This window comes from Limosilactobacillus sp. WILCCON 0051 (assembly GCF_039955095.1).
GTDB classification, from domain to species: Bacteria; Bacillota; Bacilli; order Lactobacillales; family Lactobacillaceae; genus Limosilactobacillus; species Limosilactobacillus allomucosae.
This window is the reverse complement of record NZ_CP154878.1, coordinates 2,002,429-2,021,516: the sequence shown is the minus strand read 5'-3', so window position 1 is coordinate 2,021,516 and position 19,088 is coordinate 2,002,429. Positions and strand designations below refer to the sequence as shown.

The window sequence follows — 19,088 nt, the reverse complement described above, 5'->3', positions numbered from 1 at the left end:
GTCCCTGTGTTTGCTAAAGGAGAAAAACATGGCAAAAATCACTGTACCGGTTCATAAAGGCGAGGTCTTGACGGCAACGGTAGCTGATCTGACCTATGAAGGCAATGGCGTCGTCAAGGTTGATAATTATCCGGTTTTCGTGCCGTACGTCTTGCCCGGCGAACAGGCCGAAATCAAGATTACCAAAGTGACGGCTAAATTTGCCTGGGGAGAGCTGCAGCAGCTGTTGACCAAAAGTCCGGACCGCGTTGAGATCAATGATGCCCGTTATTTGAAAACCGGCATCGCCCCCTTGGGAATTCTCAGCTATCCGGCGCAGCTGAAATTTAAGCAGCATCAGATTGAAGAACTGCTCAAAAAGGCTCACTTGGATGAATTGAAGGTCGCGCCAACAATGGGGATGGACCAGCCATATCACTACCGCAACAAGGCGCAGGTACCGGTCAAATATATGCGGGGCCAGCTGCAGACCGGTTTTTATAAGCGGGGCAGTCATGATCTGGTACCGATTGAGGATTTCTATATTCAAGATCCTAAAATCGATCAGGCAATTCTGGTCGTCCGTGATCTGCTGCGGAAATACAACATTCGTGCCTATGATGAAAGAACTGGCCGCGGCTGCATTCGAACGGTCATGGTCCGGCGCGGCTACTACAGTCATGAGATCATGGTGGTGCTGGTTACCAATACCAAACAGCTGCCGCATGCCGAAGAAATTGCAGCTGGGATCGTCAACGGGGTGCCCGAGGTTAAGAGCATCGTGCAAAACGTCAACACTAAGCGGACAAACAAGCTTTTAGGGCTGGAAAATCATACGCTCTGGGGCAGCGATACGATTCATGATCAGCTCCTGGGCATTGACTTTACGATTTCGCCGCTGTCGTTTTACCAGGTTAATCCGCAACAGACCGAAAAGCTTTATCAAACGGCAATTGAAGCCGCGGGACTGGATGGCACGCAGACCGTGATTGATGCCTATTGTGGTATTGGCACGATTTCTTTGGCGGTGGCCAAGCATGCCAAAAAGGTCTACGGGGTTGAGATCGTGCCAGCCGCGATTGAAGATGCCAAGCAAAATGCCAAGGTCAACCAGATCGAGAATGCCGAATTTGTGGTGGGCAAGGCCGAAGAACAGATGGCGAAATGGCAAAAAGAAGGCTTGAAGCCCGATGTCTTGATCGTTGACCCGCCACGTAAAGGTCTTGATGAATCCTTGATCGATGCTGCCGGCAAGATGGCGCCAGCTAAGATTATCTATGTCAGCTGTAATCCTGCCACTTTGGTCCGCGATCTGCAGCGCTTTGCCTCTGTCGGCTACCGTGTCGTCAAGCCAATCCAGCCGGTTGATCAGTTCCCTCAGACCCCGCACGTTGAGTCAGTCGTTGTAATGGAACGAGCATAGCGAAGTTCAATTACTTACGAATGACTCATGCGATAGTTGTCCGCGACTGGCGAGTGCATGGCACGAAGACAGAGCGGAAACAACGAACCGCAGAGAGCGAAATACTTTGTTTGAACGCGATTAACAAGAGCGTGAAAGCTTAGAAACGCTCCATGTGATATAGCCAAGCCGTTTAGCTTTAGCTATTACGGATTGGCTACGCAAGGATACTCCAAGAGAGCAAATGAAATGCAGCTCGATTGGAAAGTATCTACTGCGCTTCGAAGAGCAAGGAGCTTTGCGACGAAGCGATTCGTAAATGCGAACCGCAGAGAGCGTTACTGTCCTGGAACGTACAAGTAAATAGGCCATAAACGCTGGTGTGACGGTATTTACGAATGATTGAAAGTGTACTAATTCTGATTTTTACAATTGGAACTAGTACACTTTTTCTATTTGAAGCTGGCGGGTCGAGTATTCAATGTCCTATTTCGATAGTCGAGTATACGAAGGTCCAGTTTGGCAGGTCGGGTTGATTAGGATAGTGAAAGTGCGTGCAAAAGCTGATATGAAGGCATATACAGCTGATACGAAAATAGACTGATTTGGGGCTCAGAGTTGAGTAGACAAATGTATAGCAATAAATTATTGATTTATCTTGTTAAAACAATTTTTAATTAAAAAATCACCAACCGATCCTAATAATTAGTTGGTGATTGTAAATATAGATTTATTTTCTCCTATTCATTATCTGTTGATTGATTTGGTTAATATGTTGTTTCTCAACCAGACCAATAATGAGCCAAATTATGATATAGACGATCACAAAGATTAGAATGGTCCGCCAATCAAATAGCCAATGATTGATCAACATCATTCCAGTATATAGGATACAGGTCCCAATTAGGTGAATAACAAGTGCAACTGAATATGATAGTTCCATTTGGAATAAGAAACTTAATTCCCCGATTAATCCACTAAAAATAAAAACAGTGATGACACTAGTTTTAGAGACAATCATATTTGATGTGAAAAATGTGATAATTACAAGGTAGGTAATAGATCCATATCCCATTCCACGGATAAAGTAATGGATGCTTTTTCTAAAATTTTTCATTTTATAATCCCAATCTTCTTTCTATTTCCGGTAGATATTTTCGCGAAACATCTGCACGTTGTTTGAAATTTAATTTAGCAACCATATTACCAGTAAAACCAGCTTCTAAGGAAACTAAGTGATTTAAATTGATAATGCCGTGTTTTGATACTTGAACAAAATTTTCATTAAGTCGTTCTAGTACCTGATACAATCGGCCATTTGCTTGGATTTCATCACTTTTGGTATAAAAAGTTAGAGTGTTTTTAGTTACTTCAACTTTAATTAGCTCTGCTTGCTTAATAGTTAAAATTCGGTCTTCTGTTTTTATGGGAATGAACACGCTACTTTTCTGATTATACTTGTCCAAATAATTAAGAAGATTGACGACCCTATTGTTTTTGGTGACTGCGCTCACAGTAATATTAAGATCGTCAGGGCCTAATGATGGGTCTGACTGAAAATGAATTTGCACAATTAATTCTTCCTCTGATATAGATTTGTCAAAACCGCTGCGAGTCCTAGTAATATCAGTGACATTCCCAAAATCATTAATGCATTATTATAATTACCTAATTGGTAACCATGAATTTTGAAATGGATGCCAAGATATTCAATCATTTGTTGGCGACTGTCTGCAGGTAAAGTTTTTTTACTTAATTTATTTAGGAGAAAACTTCGTAGACTAGCGGCTTCATAACTGCTAGGAAATAATTTTACTATAGATTGCGCTGACTTGGATAGAGTCCCGTATGGCATATAAGTAGCAATCATAAATCCGGCAGCTGCTCCAACTATTGCTGAAAGTCGGCTAAAAGTTGTGGAAGAATGTATTAGGTCAATAATGATTAAATTGATAGTGCTAGCTCCAAAGGAACCTAAAACGATAAAAACTAATCCTGGTAGTATAGCAGAGTCTGATATTGTAATATCGTCAACTGAAATAAAGTAAATTGCCATAATGAAAAACGTAATAATTTGCATGAATGTACTGATAAAAATTGAGAACACTAAATAGCTCAAATTAATTTTGAATGGAGTTAAATCTGTTAGGTTTAAATCGTCCCACGTCCTACTTTCACGATCTTTCACTAATTGACCAAGTGCTTGGAATGAGGTAGTAATACCTGCAATGGCGACAATTCCACTGATCATCCATAAATCTAACATTTCCTTTGCATGGGGTAGTGATTGATAAGAGGATGTCAGATTTTCCTGCAAAAAACCAATATAAATAAAGAATGAAATTAAAGCACCAAGGCAAGACATTAATACGCCGATTTTATTTGCAAAGTAGATTTTTAAATTTCTTCTGATTAGTGCAAACATTTTATTGAAGCTCCTTTCCGGTAATTTTGACAAAAGCATCGTTGATGGAACCAGGACTATATGAAAAATTAGTGATATAGTCTTGGTTATGATGTAATAGTTCAATCACTTCTGAAGATGTCAGATTATCAAAAGACAACTTCTGAGCTGTTAATTGTTCACTAGGGTAGTCAGTTCGGAGTCGATTGCCATTTGTTGTAACTACTAATTTAGTGGGTGCATAACGTTTCTTAATCTCCGTTGCTGAGCCAGAAGCTAAGATTTTACCGTTTTCTAAAATGTACATCTGATCCGCATTTTCAGCTTCTTCTAAGTAATGAGTGGTTAGGAAAATTGTTAAGCCATGTTCACTTTGCATTTTTTGGAGAAGTTTCCAAATGACTAATCTGGTTTGCAAATCTAATCCTGTTGTTGGCTCATCAAGAAAGAGAATGTCCGGTTTTGTAATCAAAGCTCGGGCAATATCAACTCTTCGCCTTTGACCACCAGATAATGTTCCATAGCGCTGGTTTAAGAAATTAGTGAGTCCCATTAGATCAATTAATTTCTGGAGCCATTCAGAATGATCTTCATGATAAAGATTTGACCTGTAATAAAGATTATCTTTCACCGACAGTTCTTTATCTAAAATGCTGTTTTGAAAGACAATACCAATCTTCATACCTTGATTACGGGAAATAATTCCTGAAGTTGGTTTCAATAATCCGGCAAGCATATTGATAGTGGTTGATTTCCCAGCTCCATTGGTTCCAAGGTATGCGATTAATTGCCCACGTTTAATTTGAATACTTACGTTATTCAGTGCTAATTTCGATCCATATTTTTTAGTAAGATTCGTTGCTTCGATTAACATAATAAGTTGTCCTCCTTATGAATTTAATATTGTGAATATATCAGGAGGATGAATGTTTGTGATGACTGGATAGATAAGTGGCAATTATGACGATATGAAATGCAGCTATGTTTGAATAAAAAACAGCACCCAGCCAAAGTAGCTGAGTGCTGTATTACCAGATTATTTTCACATATTAATTCTAATAACTTCACCATCTTTGAACGTGAACTCCATGTAGCGTTGGAAGATGTCAAGGGCAATTAAAAATTGTACAGAAATGGCAATTTGAAAATGTACAATTATGACAGTTTAAGACAACAAATAGACAAATTGAAAGATAAAGAATGAGTAATGTTAGATGCCATTGATGGTGAATTGCTAACACAAGAATATACTGACGATTACATGGATGAATATAGTATAGGAAAAATTCTGACCCCCTACTTAGTTGCCCATAGTAACAATGGATGTATTATTAACTCTTGTCCATATGGGAAAGGATGTATTGATGTACAAGGTAATTACAATAAAAAATTATGAATTTACAAGAGACATCATTGTTGAAAGTCAAAACTCTAAACAGCAATATACGGCTTTTGATGATTCGGATTTAATTGGAAATGATCAATTCTCTTTTGTAAAGGAACAAGAAGTCTGTGATTGTAAGTTAGGTATATTGGGCGAAGTAAATCCATCAGGGGAAACATTTGATGTTCTATCGAAGGAGAAAATTGGTAAGATGAACCTGTTAAAGGTGTCAAATTCGGATGGTGATAACTTCTATTTACCAGCTACCGCAGATATAAAGATTGGTAGTCAGATTAAGTTAAATGTTAAAAGATATGATTTACTATCGGTTAATAACATCATAAATGATAGGACGTTATGATTTGCCACTCATGGCAGATAAAGATAATGAACAAACATTGGAGGAATTATTGTGTAGAGCCCGTGACCACTTATCGATTGAAGAATTTTTACTTCGAGAAGGACTAAGTTTGATTTTAGATTGGGGAAAATTATGGAGTTCGTTCAGTATAATCTATCTGGAAAAATCGTTGAGCAATATGCATGTATCTTTGATCAGTTAAAGGCTAATCCGATTGGCGAAAAAGTTAGAGCAACAATGGACGACGGTAAAATAAGCGTTGGATTTTGGGATACTTTTCTGGGACAAGGTAAAAATCAAACTGCTGAAATTAGTCGGTATGATTTGGATGAAAAAACTTCTAAATTAAGAAGCTTCAATAGCATAGTAACTTTTGTCCCGACAAATAGAATCGCTAAACTCGAAGCAATTTTATACAGTAATCCACGATGGGGTACGGGGCCGACTAACAAGTTTGAGTTTTCTAAACCAGTAAAAATAGATCCTGAACTAGATCCGTTTAAAAACTGGCCTATTAAAATAACACCTAGCCAAAATAGCTGAGTGCCGCCAATTCTAAATGTCACATATTTACTTTAATTACTTCCCCATCTTTGAACGTGAACTCCATGTAGCGTTGGAAGATGGGGAAGCACACCTTAACAACACGTATTCCAATCGTCGCACGGACTTTCTATACTTGAGGAAACTCATATAGGAGGTCTTTTTGATGGCTCAAAATGAAATCGTTGAAGTCAGCGCCACTTCAAACGACAGTAAGACTAACCGGTGCGTGCTGGTAGCCTCACTGTCGATTCAGAAGGTGCGGCTCAACATCTATCAAGACGCGGATCCCACAATGATCGAAAACCTGATGATGCGAACCTATTGTTTCAACTCGTTAACAATAGGTATGAGCAGCACTCAACGATCATTACAACTAACGTACCACTATCTGGATGGGGGGAAATTCTACATAATCCGGCCGTAGCGGAAACCATTTTGGATCGCCTGGTCTATAAGTCACATATCATCAAAATTGCAGGCAAGTCATATAGATTAAAATCAGCGACTAATCATAAAGTGCCATCTTAAACTGCCATAATTGTACATTTTCAAATTGCCCTTGACATTGCCTACTAATACAATAGTCGCCAAATATAGAATGTGGCATAACTACTCCATTGTCCCCATTGTTGGTGAAGTTTTCGCATCTGCTGTTTTGAAGGTTTTTCATCCAATTGTTGAATAAGTTTAATGCCATTTAATAGTCCGGCATCCGTTTGCGGAAATGCATCACCATAGCGAAGACAACGCATTGCAACATAATTTGCGGTCCATGGGCCAATTCCGCGAAGCTTACAGAGCATTTTTTCTGTCTTGGTGGCAGTTTGTTGTCTCAAATACTGACTTTTTTTAATTGCACCAGTTACTAGCAATTTGCTGATGTTTAGCATGTATTCTGCTTTGTGTTGAGTCATGCCGAGCTGTCGTAGTTTCTCCGGATCTTGAACGGCAACCTCTGCTGGTTGTGGATAGAGCCAAAATGTATGTTTATGGAAGACTATTTTTGTACCGAAATTTTCTACGAAGCGTTTCTTGAGAGTATACGCGTATGACAGATTGATTTGCTGACCTAAAATACACCAAGTTAAAGCCTCATAAAAATCGGGCTCACCCACTAATCGTAATCCGTCAAATCGGTCGATCAGAGGAGCTAATAATTCATCTTTCTTGGCCATTTCATAAAATGGTGCTAAGTCTGTTTTCAAGTCAAACCAATCGCAAACGTAATCAATAATCTCGTGGGTGACTGAGGCAGAGGAGTGGTTGATCACTTGGAGGCATAGCTGCCGTTTATTTCTAAGAAAGCTGATATCCACTATTAGTATCTGGTGATTGTCTTGGAAGGCCTTTCTGATAGTTTGCTGTGCAGTAATTTGATAGGTTATTTCATCCTCATTGCGCTGTAAGTAATCAATGATCTTAGACCAACTAAAAATAGGCGGTACCGAAATCGTAGTTGCATTAATCATGATTGCCCTCCTTTTGATAGGGGTACCGGCTTTAAAGATTTAGTCCGGCGATATTGCAAAGGGGTTTTGCCAAATCTCTTTTTAAAACAATCAATAAAATATGCGGTGTTCGACATGCCTACCTCCTGTCCGACTTGTGATACCGAGCTTTGTGTGGTTTGAAGTAAGTGCTGGGCCTGTGTTAGCCGAATCTCGTTTAGCCTTTCTCGAGGGGTCATGCCTGTGATATCTTTAAAAGTGTGCCTTAGATATGAAGGATCACCATGAACTAACTGACCTAATTCGTTCAAAGTTAGTTTCCGTTGATAATTCGTTTTGAGTGTGTATTCAATTTCATCAACCCACATTTGTTTATTAACGATGCGATTGAGTGGTCGGCATCGTTTGCAAGGCCGAAATCCGTTTTTTATTGCCTGTTGTGGGTCAGTAAACACTAAGACATGGTCTCGTTTTGGCAACCGAGAAGGACATGACGGTTTACAAAAAATGTGAGTAGTTGTTACTCCATACCAAAACTGCCCATCCAACTTTGAATCATTGTTGATGATTGCATGCCATTGCTCGTCATTTGGCAATTTAGTATGATTTATTGCTTTCATTGCTACTTTTCCTCTCTAGACGAAGAAGGGCTTTTTTGCGTTCTAAACCACCTGCGTATCCAGTTAATGATCCGTTACTACCAATAACTCGATGGCAAGGAACGATTAATAAGATTTGGTTGTGTCCAATAGCATTGCCAACAGCTCGTGAAAGATTCTTCTTTACTGCATGACCTTCTTGAATTACATCAGATAATTCCTTATAAGTTACAGTATGACCGTACGGGATTTTTTGCAGGGCATTATAGACACGTAGTTGGAATTCAGTTGCCTGTTCTTTGAGTTTTAATTTGTTGTAGCTCGGATTTTGGCCAGCAAAAAATTGGTTGAGCCAATCAATTGTTTTGCTGGCTTGACTAGTTAATCCTGATTCAATTTTATCGAGATTATAATGTCCTCCGTAATACTTTTGATCATTAAACCACAGACCATATAGATAACGGTCATCAGCTAAAATCGTCATCTTCCCGAGTGGCGAATCATATATAGTCTTTTTCATCAGCAGAGGCCTCCTCCGATAGATTTGCAATAGCTTAATTTATTGTCCAAAGATATCATAACAATAAAAAACGTCAAAAAATATCAAAATATGGCTTTTTCTTTAAATAATGTCTATGGCTTCAGCAGTTACTAAGTGCATTAATTATGATAAGTCATAGGAGTTCGAGTTTTTGACTTGGTAGCAAAATACAATTGCTATGTTGAATCAGTGACCACAGTATCTTGGAACCATGCAGTTAGCCTTTTTCTAGAAAAGAGTAACGGCGTGCAGGTTTTGCTTGGAGGTGAAAAAAATAACATGGTATCATAAAAACGTTGCTCGTCCCTTTGTCTGTATGAGAGGGGGTGAAAGCATTGAACTATTGGCAAGATCTATTTAACTTATTCTCCAGTCTACTTATTGTAGTTTTCGACCATTGGCTTGATAATTGGAAGCGTTGATAATAGTAGACGAACCGAGCAAAGTCAAGCTACCAAAAAAGCCCTAGCGTATGGCAGTACGTTAGGGCTTTTGGTTTACCTGCATGATAGCATTGAACTATTCACGACAAGTTATTTAACTTATTCTCGCTGTTATTATAGCACACAAAGAGCCCCAATCAAGTAGCCAAGACCTCTTTGAATTGCCTCCTTATTTAGCAAAATCAATTTAGATATTTTTAAATCCAACGTGGACATCTTATGTGAGTATTGGGGACAAATGACTTTGAAAGTACACATTGCCTTTTGATTCTTTTCGACTACAAATCGTTCAATCATTGCTCGGTCCGTGTTTGGCATAAGGCACTCTTGCTTTTATCGACTACAAATTGTTCAATTAAAAAATAACAAGGCTCGGAGTTAGAGTTTATTAAAGCGTAGGGTACATTTGAGCTTGATCAACGGAGTAGTTGGTCTGATGTTAGTTACATAGCGATTAGATGACTTCTACGTATGATTGGTTTAATTTTACGGGAGGAATTTAATACGTGTAGTACAATACAAAAAATAGAAAGGAGCCTTTAATATGCCAATTACTACTACTCAAAGTGATTTTCGCAAACACTTGAAAGATTATTTAGATCTAGTAAATGATGAAGGGCAAACAGTTTTAATTGCTCGTTCTAATCATCGTTTTGCAGCAGTTATTTCTCAAGAGCAATTAAAGACTCTGCTGGACGCCGTTAATGCTAAAGAGGATTCCCTAGAATATGCTGTTGCTCGTGATAAGCTAATCGACATGCATGTTCTGCCAGATGATCCAATTGTCGATCTAAACGATAACTATTGGAGTAGCTTCAAACCAAAGGATAAGCAGTAATGAACTATCAATTTCAGTCCCGAAAGTCGTTTGTACCAGTTAGCAAAATTAGTAAGCACACCATATTGAACCGTGTTGCCTACTAAGCGGTGACCAATTTCAAAAATTAAAGAACAAAAAAGCAGCGGTCGACCGGCGCATTTCTGCGTGGTCGACCGCTGTTCATTTATCAATTAGGCTTTGCAGCTTTCTTGAATTTCACGAGCCCATGGCAAATAAGCCTCTATTTCTGGCGTTTCGCGTTTTGTAAAGGCGCTAAGCAGGGTCTCTAAATATTTAAAGACATCCAAATGATTTAGTTTTGCGGTTTGCACGATGCTATACCAGATCGCATTGGCTTTGGCCCCAGCCGTGGACTTCGCAAACAGACTGTTCTTTCTGACCAGCGTGGTGGGACGAATCAGTTGCTCATTGTGATTATTATGCAATGGCAGCTCTCCATGCCTGAACATCTGGTAAACCCGCTTCTTCAATTTGAGGGCATTTTTGATTGCATTGCGTAGCGGTTTGAGTGGCGATTTCGTCAAGGCTTCTTCAATCAGCTGATAGAAATCATCAATCATCGCTTTTAAATGCTGACGCCTTTGGGCTGCCTTCTCACTTGCTGATGAATATTTCAACCGTTTTTCGATGTGAAATACTTTGGCAAGGATCCGCACGGCGTCACTCGCAATACTTTGCCCTTGAAAGCGGGTAATCTTTGGATCAAGCAGTCGCTTAAATTGGCGATTGATATGAACCAGACAGGTCCCCCAATACGCTTCTGGTAAGCGATTATCAGAATATCCACTAAACCCATCACACATAATACCGCCAGAAAAGTCATCACCTAAGATTTCTGTAATAACCTTTCCTGATCGTGAAGGGGCATAGTGGAAATACGATACTTGATGTGGACTGAATTCTGCCGTAGAACAGGCTGACCAGAAGTAGCCATGTGATTGATCAAGATCCAGAACTTGAAATGGCGTCTCATCAAGCTGCACCACAGGTGCTGCCTTGATTTCTTGACGCAGACGTTCATAAATCTTTTGCCCAAACCTTTCGCCAGCTTCAATTACCCCACGAGCCATATGTTTGCTGGTGATGGGAAGTCCGAGGCGCTCCCAATACTGCGTCTGGCGGGTAAACGGTACTGCCAGACCAAACTTTTCAAAAAGTACTTCGGCGATTACCGAGCTTGAAAGGTAACTGTGTGGAAACAAGGGCTGTGGCGTCTTTGCCTGAACGAGTACATCATTGTCGGTTTCCGGATCTTGACAGTGTTCGCATCTAGCCGTTTCAGTACATACGATTTTGCAGCACAAGTGGGCAGGAATCAGTTTAACTTCACGATATTGTTCATGTTTGCCGATAACCGTCATCATTTGACCGCATTGATCACAAGTCAGTTCTTGCTCGCTTAGCTGATGAAGTTCTTCAACTTGTTCTAGGCAATCAAGCAATTGTTTACGTGATTCCTTTGATTTGCATTTTCTCTGGTGACTGGTAACGGTAGTGGTCAACTTTTCTACTGTTGAATCATTCGTTGGCACGGTTTCCTGTTCGTTGTCATCAAACAGATCCAACTGGCCAGCACTTAATTTTTCAGTTTTTTTTCCAAAAAGTTGCTTTTGCAGATAGTTTACCATCTCGGTCAGTTCCGCAATCTTAGCCTTTAGTTCTTTGTTTTCACGCAAGGCTTCTTCTAAAGTGATCTTCTCAGCCATTACCAATCACCTCCTTTATTATCTGATGACCATTAGGTTATCAGATAATGGAGGCAAATAAAAGAGGAACTTGTTAATACCCTGGTCCCTTAATAGCCGGCCTGATTCGTTTCTGAGGCAGTGGCGAGATGCCTTCTAACAATGCCTTAATCTGACTCTTGGTTAATGCCACTGCGTCTTCTCGATGTCGCGGCCATCGCAGTCCACCATTTTCAAAGCGTTTATAAAGCAGGATGAATCCTTCGCCGTCCCAGTACAAGCCTTTGAAGCGGTCATTACGATTGCCACAAAATAGGAATAACGAATCATTATCTAATTCCAAGCCATAATTCTCTGCGATCACCATGGCCAAACCATCAATCCCCTTCCGCAGATCGGTCTTGCCACAAACTATGTAGACGTGCTGAGGGGCACTCCAGTTAACCAGCATAAGCGGCTACTGCTTTAATGATCTCACTAACCAGAGCGGGATCTGCTTCTTGGTAGACATTAATTTTTACTTGGTGCAGTGAAACGGTCGCAGTCAAGCGTGAGCGCTTAGTAACCGGCTTCTTTGTTCGTGGTATATCAACTTCGACAAAATCTTGCTTCATAAAAAGTCCTCCTCCTTGAATATGTCTTCAAGTATAGGAGAACTTGGGATTTAATCATATGCGGTTGGTTATAGTGTGCTTACCAAAATTAAATGGTACCATCATTAATAAAACTAGGAGCGCTGCTCGCATCTTATTGATTGACAGGATTTAAAGAATACGAGGAGAGGATATTATGACCGCAAAGAAAAAAGGTTCAGCTATTCAGTCGGATCAAGCACTTGAAAAAGTAGAGTATGTTCATTTCAATGAAAAGACTCAGGAAGCAATCATTCGGGCACACGCAGAAGAAGAAGGACTGCTCCCCAATACTGCTAAAACTTTTGATAATGTTGACGATGCAATGAAGGCACTTTTCGGTGAATAGTAATGGCGCAACCCTGATCTCAATTTATTGACTACAAATTGTTCAATCACTGCGTATCCCATGTCTGGCATAATTCATTTCGGCTGTTTTCGACTACAAATCGTTCAAAAAAGCACGCTCATCAAAACATCCCCACACTTTTGAGCGTCTGATTTTCCGTTAGCATCAGGGATAATGCTGCAGTACCGCACCTGGAACAGCCAAAATGCCAGCAATTAGAGAGACAGCCATTTCTGTTATAATTGCTGTGTTATAACAGATTGAAACGATCAGACACTGGATTCATCATGTAAATGGGAGGATTGCATTGAAAGTCTATGTTCAATTAAATAAGGATAAAATACCTTATAGCGTTAATGGTTATGTGGCAATGACCGGTTTTGAGCAGATGGGATTTGAGGTTGTCTTATTTGAAGATTTGGATAACGTAATTCCGGAAATGAACCGTGAAGATATTGTGGTTGGCGGAATTGGAACCGTTCGTAAGCGACTTGATCAATTAGGGATTGGCTTTGAGGAAATTAATTACCCCGCATCAATTCGCAAATACTTAGGACGGAAAATCTGGAAATCCAAAATCGACACTATTAACAGTCATCCAGAACAGTGGCCAGTATTTGTTAAATCCATTGAGGGAAAAAGGATTACGGGGAAAGTCATCAATTCGCCAAAAGATTTAATCGGGCTGGGTTCAAGTTATGAAAATCCAGATATTATCTGCAGTGAAGTTGTTGACTTTATGGCAGAATGGCGAGCCTATATCCGTTATGGTCAGGTTGAAGGAATTCGGCCTTATTATGGTGATTGGCATTATCACTATGATCCTCAAGTAATTGAGAATTGCCTTAATGATTATGAAAATAAACCAGCTGGCTTTTCATTGGATTTTGGCGTAACTAAAAAAGGCGAAACATTACTGGTCGAAGTAAACGAAGGCTATTCGCTGGCAGCTTATGGACTTTATGATATTCGTTACGCAAAGCTGCTGGCGGCACGCTGGGCAGAGCTAACGGGGACTGTTGATGAATGCGCATTTGATCTTTGAAACGCGGATTTGCTTTCAGAATCGCAGCCTTAAGAACCTGATTATTATGAAATTTAGTGATTTAGCAGGCTCGCGGCTAATAAAGTAACTGATATCAAAAATGGGGCACCCAAGCAGCAGGATGCCTCATTTTTAATACCTTTGCAAACTCAGATTATTATGATGCCTATTTAAAGAAACATTGAGTTAAGTTAAAGCGGCCATTAAATCGATTACTTTACTGATGGTGAGGATGTTCGCGGATAGTGCTCTGAGATATGATATTAATCCAATTGTTTTTTTGATAGAATTGGACAATATGTTAAATTTAAGGAGTGATTTATTAAATGAAAAAAGGGATTGATGCACCGATTGTACCAATTTTATTTTCAGTGATTGGCGTAATTGGAATCTTAATAGCCTGGCAATCGCAAAATACATATAATTTTATTTTCCCGGCAATCATGTTTATTTTGGCAATTTTATTTATTCACACTAGCCTTGATGGCAAGTACAAGATTATTCATGACGTGGTGAAATCATTAGATATTCCAAATGACAGCCAAATTCTTGATTTAGGAACTGGGCACGGTGCGGTACTGTTAGCGGTGGCAAAAAAATTAAAACAACCTGGTAAAGCTATCGGGATTGATATTTGGCAGTCTGCGGATCAATCTGGCAACTCGCAGACAACTACTCAGCAAAATATTGATAGGGCCCAAGTGAGTGCGGTTGCTAAAGTTCAGACTGCTGATATGACCAAACTGCCATTTAATGATCATGCATTTGACTTTGTTTTTGCAAGCTTTGCCATTCATAACGTTAAGCCAAGAAAACAGCGTGAATTAGCAATTAACGAAGCATTGCGAGTCTTAAAAACTGATGGACGGCTGGTAATCATTGATATGGAACATACGCGGGAGTTCAAGCGTATCATAACTCAAAGCGGCTGGCAGGTAACGGTTCATCATGCAGGGATCAATGGACTATGGGGTGGAATGCCAACAAGTATTTTAATTGCCCAAAAATAGCAGCATGGACACTATAATGGTGATGTTTCCTTCAACTAAGATGATGAGCGGATCAGTATCATGAGCTGGAATAAAATTGCACGGTTCAGCCTGGTCAGTAGAAGAAGGTTTGCTGGCCTTTTTGACCGATGCTGGATTAGCTGGTCGCCTGACAATGGATCATCAAGGACGTTGGCCAAGCGCTGACAAAGAGATGCTTCCTGCCAAGATTTGTGAATGTGTCTGGTGGCTGGCGGTTCTTGCGCAAAGAATGGATTTGAGCTTCGAGGATTGTGTAAAGGATTTTCTTGCTGAACGCTGGATTCTTTAAAGTAACAGTTTGGATGCGATAAAATCATAAAGCTTTTTTAAGCAGCATGGTCAGTTCTCTGAGCATTGCTGCCTTTGTGAAGAAAAAACGTCTTTGAGCTGCCGGGGGCTTTGAAATTACCTACTATTATTTGATTTTTACGCTCAAGTAGGTAAATGGGGAGAAATGTATACTCGACTTTTCTAACTTTACCTACTAAAAGAAAAATTTTCTCGAATAGTAGGTAATGTTGCATATTTAGAAGCTGATTGGGTTAGACCGACTTTGTGAATTACCTACGATTACGTGTTTTTTATCAAATAGTAGGTAATGTTAGGGTCCCCTAACTCGATATACATTAGTTTTTACCTACTTATACATTGATTTCTGCGAAAAGTAGGTAATGATTTTTTCGTCATGTGTTTTATGCAAAATTTTCTGCATAACAACCACTATTTAAGCTGTTAATGATGGACCTAAGCTGATTTAAAGGGTGTGTCAATAATTTTGTGTAAAAAGGGATCTTCCTGTGCGTATGATGAAGTCCGATTTTTAAAACATTGCGTCAAATGTGTCCTTACAGCCGGTAAATCTGGTGTAGATTCAGCGTATTCTGGACATATTTTGATCATTATAGGTTGCTGATAAACGGTTGGCTGCATCAAAAAAGTTATCGGCACGTTTGCCACAGACAATAAAAACGGCTGCGGCATACTAAAAATTAAGCGTGACGGATGGCTGATTCATGTTTTTCGATAAGCTGACTGATCGTGTAACCATCAGCAGCATGAATCATTTTCAGGCTTATTTCATGGACGATGGCGACCGCTTTTATGACTTTGCGGAAGGCAATCTGATCCGCATGCGGGCACTGAACAAGAAAGTCAATTGCGACTATTTAATGGGGATGACGATTGATGGCAAAAAGATCTACATCTATCCTGCCGAAAAATTTGCGGAATTGCTGAAAGCCAGATACAGCTGATTTTGCCATTGAATGGGTAACGAGTACGGGGGATGCGGTCTGGATCAGAAAAGCACGTTGGGTTCATGATGGCCGTTTTTACACGTCATCGGGAGTTTCAGCGGGAATTGACATGGCACTGGGATTCGTTGCCGATCATTACGGCTTGGACGCTGCTAAAGTCAATGCACAAAAAGCCGAATATATTTGGAATGAAGATTCAGAAGTTGATCCGTTTGCTTAAAATTTTAAAATGAAATCTTTTTTCGTTATACTATAAACAATAACAGTCACCGGAGGATAGTGTGCCGCAGCACAGGGGATCGCAGTTATCTGCAGGCCGCCTATCAGATAAGGTGTCGGGTGAGCCCGGTTAGATGTTTTGGCATCGCCGGGCTTTTTTAGTACCGGCATTGATTTAAGGAGGTTTTTAATTATGGTAGAACTGATTTTGCTGCAGCCAGATGACCGTGAACGATTTATCAAAGAAAATCAATGGGCATTTAAATATGGCGCGTTAGAAGAATTTGGCAAGCGCAACGACCAATTTGAAGAGGGCGATGAGATAATCGCGCGCCAAACGATTGAGAACTGTATTGATCAAGGCACGGCCTATCGTATTTGGCAAAATGGTCAAAAAGCAGGCGGGGCCGTTGTAAATATTAAAGGCGATCATGGCAGTCTAGAGCTGCTGTTTGTCAATCCAACCATGCATAGTCAAGGGATTGGCGAAGCTGCCTGGCGAGCAATTGAGCAGATGTATCCAAAAGTCAAAGTCTGGGAAACGATTACGCCTTATTTTGAAACGCGCAACATTCATTTTTACGTTAATAAGTGCGGCTTTAAGATCGTTGAATTTTATAATCCGCACCATCCTGATCCCAGCTGGTCGACTACTGATGATCAAGTCGGCTGGCTGGATTTTCGCTTTGAAAAAAGAATGGAATAAGCGTTATCATTAATTAATTCCTAAACAAGACTATTTTTAAATTGACAAGCAGTTCTATAATGAAACAATCTAAAAAGGTCTGTAAAAACAATAAAACGCCATGCTTTAAATTGCATGACGCTTAGTATTTAATAAGTATAGTGGTTTCACTTGATCTTATCCAGCTACCATGAAGATACGGACTTCTGGATCAGACGTCCAGGTTGGCTGCAATCCCACGAAGACATGCTTTGTGAACATATCGCTTTTGAGGTAGTCTTGGGCGTGTTCAACTGAGTCAAAGCCGTGCAGTACTTGGACATCTTCATTGCGGATAAGCAATTGTTTGGTTTCAGCACCTGGAATAGTGTTGAGAAATGGTTTCCGGTAATCATTATATACTTTGGCTGCCGCCTCACGATTCTTTTCAGGGATTTCCATTGTTATTTCCAGATAAGCTTTTACTGCCATTATTAAGGCTTCCTTTCATATCAGATTTCATTATTAAGATTAAGGCAGCCTTAGGAAAATTAATACATTTTCAAAAATGATTGAGGTACTAAAGAAGTATTGAGGAGTGATTTTAAGTTGTATCAGCGCAAGTTACCTAAAGAATATTTTTGCACGGTCGATTATGCCTTGGATGTCTTTGGTGGTAAATGGAAACCGCGTCTGCTCTGTATTTTAGGGCACAGTGGCTCCGTTCGTTATGGTGAATTAAAAAAGTCAATGGAAAACATTTCTGATGCTGCTCTGGCTGACTCGCTAAAAGAATTGCAAAATGCAGGATTGATTGAGCGTCATCAATATAATGAAATGCCGATTAGAGTAGAGTACTCGTTATCTTCAAAAGGCAAGACGCTTATTCCAGTTTTGAACACTATTTCAAAGTGGGCCGTTGAGCATAGCAATAAGGATATGTATCTGGGCAAACACTTTGAGCAGGTCCACAAATCCAGTTTTAATGACAGCAGAAGGTCTTAGAAACAATGGCACTTATTTTGAAAATTAAAGGATGATGAAATGGCTTCTTTACTATTAGGGGTAATTTATTTGATCTTTGTCAGTCTGGGACTGCCTGATTCGCTGTTGGGATCGGGGTGGCCACAGATGCAGACTGCATTTAACGTTCCTTCATCATATGCCGGCTACGTCTCAATGACGATTGCTTTTATGACCATCGTTTCGGCATTGTTGAGTCCTAAACTGATTCAGAGATTTCATACTAAATGGATCGTTATTTGCTCAATTTTATTAACGATTGTGGGTCTGTTTGGCTTTTCGCTTTGTACTGAGTATTGGATGCTGCTGATTTTTGCGGTTCCCTATGGCTTAGGGGCTGGCGCGATTGATGCCGCGATGAACCATTATGTCGCTAGCTATTACTCAGGCGCCGTGATGAATTTTTTGCACTGCTTTTATGGACTGGGGGCCGTGATCAGTCCATATATCATGGCATTGGCTCTAAAGACGGCGCGTTGGAATGAGGGCTATCGCTGGACGGCTTTTTTGCAGACGGGGATTCTGTTGGTCGTATTGTGTTCATTGCCACTCTGGCATCAAAACGAGCAGCCCGATGAAAAGCAAGCCAAGGCGGCCAGTGCGGGAATCAAAGAAGCAATCAGACAGCGGGGCGTGGTTACGACGCTGCTGGCTTTCTTTGCCTACTGTGCCGGAGAAGCCACTTGTTTTCTATGGACGCCAAGCTACTTTGCCGGGACGAGAAGCGGTTTGAGCGAGGAGACGATTGCCTCATTTGGCTCGCTGATCTTTGGGGGACTAATGCTGGGGCGCTTGTTGGCGGGAATGGCAGCCAACCGCTTTGGTGATCGCTTGATGATCAGAATCGGCGCGGCAGTTGAGCTGGTTGGCATTGTGCTGGTTATGCTGCCGACTGCTGGCTATCAGACGGCGGCAGTCGGCTTTGTCGTTATCGGTACGGGGATGGGACCAATCTATCCATCAATTCAGCACATGGCACCTGCTAACTTTGGCCAGCGCTACAGTGCCGCCGTAATTGGTCTGCAGATGGCGGCAGCCTATACTGGCACTACTTTTATGCCGACGATTTTTGGCCTTTTGCAGCAGCAATTTGGTATTTGGATCATGCCATACTATCTGCTGGTGTTTGCGATGCTTAATATCGGCCTTTTGGAGCTGACGTATCAAAAGCTTCGCCATCAAATTCGATGAGCATCATAAGTTCGATGAATCAATCTGTTTAATGCAGTTACGAAA

23 protein-coding genes and 1 pseudogene are annotated in these 19,088 nt (G+C 40.5%); 13 read left to right on the top strand and 11 right to left on the bottom strand.

Translation table 11 applies throughout. The features are described from left to right. Window positions 1–28 precede the first annotated feature (28 nt). Entirely contained in the window at window positions 29–1,402 is a 1,374-nt protein-coding gene (gene rlmD / locus ABC765_RS09410) for a 23S rRNA (uracil(1939)-C(5))-methyltransferase RlmD (RefSeq protein WP_347964015.1), read from the top strand. A 709-nt stretch (window positions 1,403–2,111) separates the two neighbouring features. Here rlmD and ABC765_RS09405 read toward each other — a convergent pair. Genes ABC765_RS09405 through ABC765_RS09390 form a run of 4 tightly spaced genes read right to left on the bottom strand, consistent with a single transcriptional unit; the run spans window position 2,112 to window position 4,659 of the window. Then, window positions 2,112–2,498, bottom strand: coding sequence for a DUF3021 domain-containing protein (locus tag ABC765_RS09405; RefSeq protein ID WP_347964014.1), 387 nt, complete (start codon window positions 2,496–2,498; stop codon window positions 2,112–2,114). Window position 2,499: 1 nt separating this feature from the next. Next, window positions 2,500–2,952, bottom strand: a complete 453-nt coding sequence (locus tag ABC765_RS09400) for a LytTR family DNA-binding domain-containing protein (protein WP_347964013.1) — start codon at window positions 2,950–2,952, stop codon at window positions 2,500–2,502. A gap of 2 nt (window positions 2,953–2,954) precedes the next feature. Beyond that, window positions 2,955–3,806 (bottom strand): ABC transporter permease, encoded by an 852-nt coding sequence (locus ABC765_RS09395; RefSeq protein WP_347964012.1) that lies wholly within the window; start codon window positions 3,804–3,806, stop codon window positions 2,955–2,957. 1 nt (window position 3,807) lies between these two features. Further along, window positions 3,808–4,659 carry an ABC transporter ATP-binding protein gene (locus ABC765_RS09390; protein ID WP_347964011.1) on the bottom strand — a complete coding sequence of 284 codons (852 nt, stop codon included), beginning with the start codon at window positions 4,657–4,659 and terminating at the stop codon, window positions 3,808–3,810. Window positions 4,660–5,149: 490 nt separating this feature from the next. Between ABC765_RS09390 and ABC765_RS09385 the strand changes: the two genes are divergently transcribed. The 3 genes and pseudogenes from ABC765_RS09385 to ABC765_RS09375 all read left to right on the top strand — a co-directional run. Continuing rightward, a complete protein-coding gene (locus tag ABC765_RS09385; RefSeq protein ID WP_347964010.1) occupies window positions 5,150–5,530 on the top strand; it encodes a hypothetical protein in 381 nt (126 codons plus the stop codon). A 132-nt stretch (window positions 5,531–5,662) separates the two neighbouring features. Continuing rightward, window positions 5,663–6,073, top strand: a complete 411-nt coding sequence (locus ABC765_RS09380; RefSeq protein ID WP_347964009.1) for a hypothetical protein — start codon at window positions 5,663–5,665, stop codon at window positions 6,071–6,073. Window positions 6,074–6,382: 309 nt separating this feature from the next. After that, a pseudogene (locus tag ABC765_RS09375) lies at window positions 6,383–6,604 on the top strand (ATP-binding protein); the annotation flags it as partial. Window positions 6,605–6,648: 44 nt separating this feature from the next. On the opposite strand, the gene ABC765_RS09370 reads toward ABC765_RS09375, so the two are convergent. Genes ABC765_RS09370 through ABC765_RS09360 form a run of 3 tightly spaced genes read right to left on the bottom strand, consistent with a single transcriptional unit; the run spans window position 6,649 to window position 8,643 of the window. Further along, window positions 6,649–7,545: a DNA-3-methyladenine glycosylase 2 gene (locus tag ABC765_RS09370; protein ID WP_347964008.1), complete on the bottom strand. Its 897-nt coding sequence runs from the start codon at window positions 7,543–7,545 to the stop codon at window positions 6,649–6,651. Next, complete coding sequence (locus tag ABC765_RS09365; RefSeq protein WP_347964007.1) at window positions 7,542–8,144, bottom strand: Ada metal-binding domain-containing protein; 603 nt, start codon at window positions 8,142–8,144, stop codon at window positions 7,542–7,544. Before ABC765_RS09365 ends, ABC765_RS09370 begins: the two co-directional genes overlap by 4 nt. Next, window positions 8,122–8,643 (bottom strand): methylated-DNA--[protein]-cysteine S-methyltransferase, encoded by a 522-nt coding sequence (locus ABC765_RS09360; RefSeq protein ID WP_347964006.1) that lies wholly within the window; start codon window positions 8,641–8,643, stop codon window positions 8,122–8,124. Before ABC765_RS09360 ends, ABC765_RS09365 begins: the two co-directional genes overlap by 23 nt. 1,008 nt (window positions 8,644–9,651) lie before the next feature. On the opposite strand from ABC765_RS09360, the gene ABC765_RS09355 reads away from it, so the two are divergent. Beyond that, the gene (locus tag ABC765_RS09355) at window positions 9,652–9,945 is read left to right on the top strand and encodes a type II toxin-antitoxin system Phd/YefM family antitoxin (protein WP_347964005.1); all 294 of its coding nucleotides are present in this window, start codon (window positions 9,652–9,654) and stop codon (window positions 9,943–9,945) included. Window positions 9,946–10,118: 173 nt separating this feature from the next. Here the strand turns inward: ABC765_RS09355 and ABC765_RS09350 are convergent, their stop codons facing one another. From ABC765_RS09350 to ABC765_RS09340, 3 genes are all read right to left on the bottom strand, one after another. Then, window positions 10,119–11,654, bottom strand: coding sequence for an IS66 family transposase (locus tag ABC765_RS09350; protein ID WP_347952914.1), 1,536 nt, complete (start codon window positions 11,652–11,654; stop codon window positions 10,119–10,121). A gap of 73 nt (window positions 11,655–11,727) precedes the next feature. Further along, window positions 11,728–12,084: an IS66 family insertion sequence element accessory protein TnpB gene (tnpB, locus tag ABC765_RS09345; protein ID WP_013437559.1), complete on the bottom strand. Its 357-nt coding sequence runs from the start codon at window positions 12,082–12,084 to the stop codon at window positions 11,728–11,730. After that, window positions 12,074–12,247 (bottom strand): hypothetical protein, encoded by a 174-nt coding sequence (locus ABC765_RS09340; RefSeq protein ID WP_303094221.1) that lies wholly within the window; start codon window positions 12,245–12,247, stop codon window positions 12,074–12,076. The genes tnpB and ABC765_RS09340 overlap by 11 nt, the downstream gene beginning before the upstream one ends. A gap of 175 nt (window positions 12,248–12,422) precedes the next feature. Between ABC765_RS09340 and ABC765_RS09335 the strand changes: the two genes are divergently transcribed. The 6 genes from ABC765_RS09335 to ABC765_RS09310 all read left to right on the top strand — a co-directional run bounded on the left by ABC765_RS09335 (window position 12,423) and on the right by ABC765_RS09310 (window position 16,871). Further along, window positions 12,423–12,614 (top strand): hypothetical protein, encoded by a 192-nt coding sequence (locus tag ABC765_RS09335; protein ID WP_347964004.1) that lies wholly within the window; start codon window positions 12,423–12,425, stop codon window positions 12,612–12,614. A gap of 307 nt (window positions 12,615–12,921) precedes the next feature. Beyond that, entirely contained in the window at window positions 12,922–13,659 is a 738-nt protein-coding gene (locus ABC765_RS09330; RefSeq protein WP_347964003.1) for an ATP-grasp domain-containing protein, read from the top strand. A 326-nt stretch (window positions 13,660–13,985) separates the two neighbouring features. Beyond that, a complete protein-coding gene (locus tag ABC765_RS09325; protein ID WP_347964002.1) occupies window positions 13,986–14,669 on the top strand; it encodes a methyltransferase domain-containing protein in 684 nt (227 codons plus the stop codon). 76 nt (window positions 14,670–14,745) lie between these two features. After that, window positions 14,746–14,979 (top strand): MazG-like protein, encoded by a 234-nt coding sequence (locus ABC765_RS09320; RefSeq protein ID WP_347964001.1) that lies wholly within the window; start codon window positions 14,746–14,748, stop codon window positions 14,977–14,979. Between the two features lie 724 nt (window positions 14,980–15,703). After that, window positions 15,704–15,943, top strand: a complete 240-nt coding sequence (locus tag ABC765_RS09315) for a hypothetical protein (protein ID WP_347980331.1) — start codon at window positions 15,704–15,706, stop codon at window positions 15,941–15,943. 415 nt (window positions 15,944–16,358) lie between these two features. Next, window positions 16,359–16,871: a GNAT family N-acetyltransferase gene (locus ABC765_RS09310; RefSeq protein ID WP_347980330.1), complete on the top strand. Its 513-nt coding sequence runs from the start codon at window positions 16,359–16,361 to the stop codon at window positions 16,869–16,871. Window positions 16,872–17,027: 156 nt separating this feature from the next. Here the strand turns inward: ABC765_RS09310 and ABC765_RS09305 are convergent, their stop codons facing one another. Next, window positions 17,028–17,321 (bottom strand): hypothetical protein, encoded by a 294-nt coding sequence (locus tag ABC765_RS09305; protein ID WP_347980329.1) that lies wholly within the window; start codon window positions 17,319–17,321, stop codon window positions 17,028–17,030. A gap of 117 nt (window positions 17,322–17,438) precedes the next feature. Here ABC765_RS09305 and ABC765_RS09300 point away from each other — a divergent pair, with 117 nt between their 5' ends. Together ABC765_RS09300 and ABC765_RS09295 are read left to right on the top strand one after the other, a co-directional pair. After that, window positions 17,439–17,834: a helix-turn-helix domain-containing protein gene (locus tag ABC765_RS09300; RefSeq protein ID WP_347953724.1), complete on the top strand. Its 396-nt coding sequence runs from the start codon at window positions 17,439–17,441 to the stop codon at window positions 17,832–17,834. Between the two features lie 39 nt (window positions 17,835–17,873). Beyond that, window positions 17,874–19,043 carry an MFS transporter gene (locus ABC765_RS09295; RefSeq protein ID WP_347980328.1) on the top strand — a complete coding sequence of 390 codons (1,170 nt, stop codon included), beginning with the start codon at window positions 17,874–17,876 and terminating at the stop codon, window positions 19,041–19,043. Window positions 19,044–19,088 lie beyond the last annotated feature (45 nt).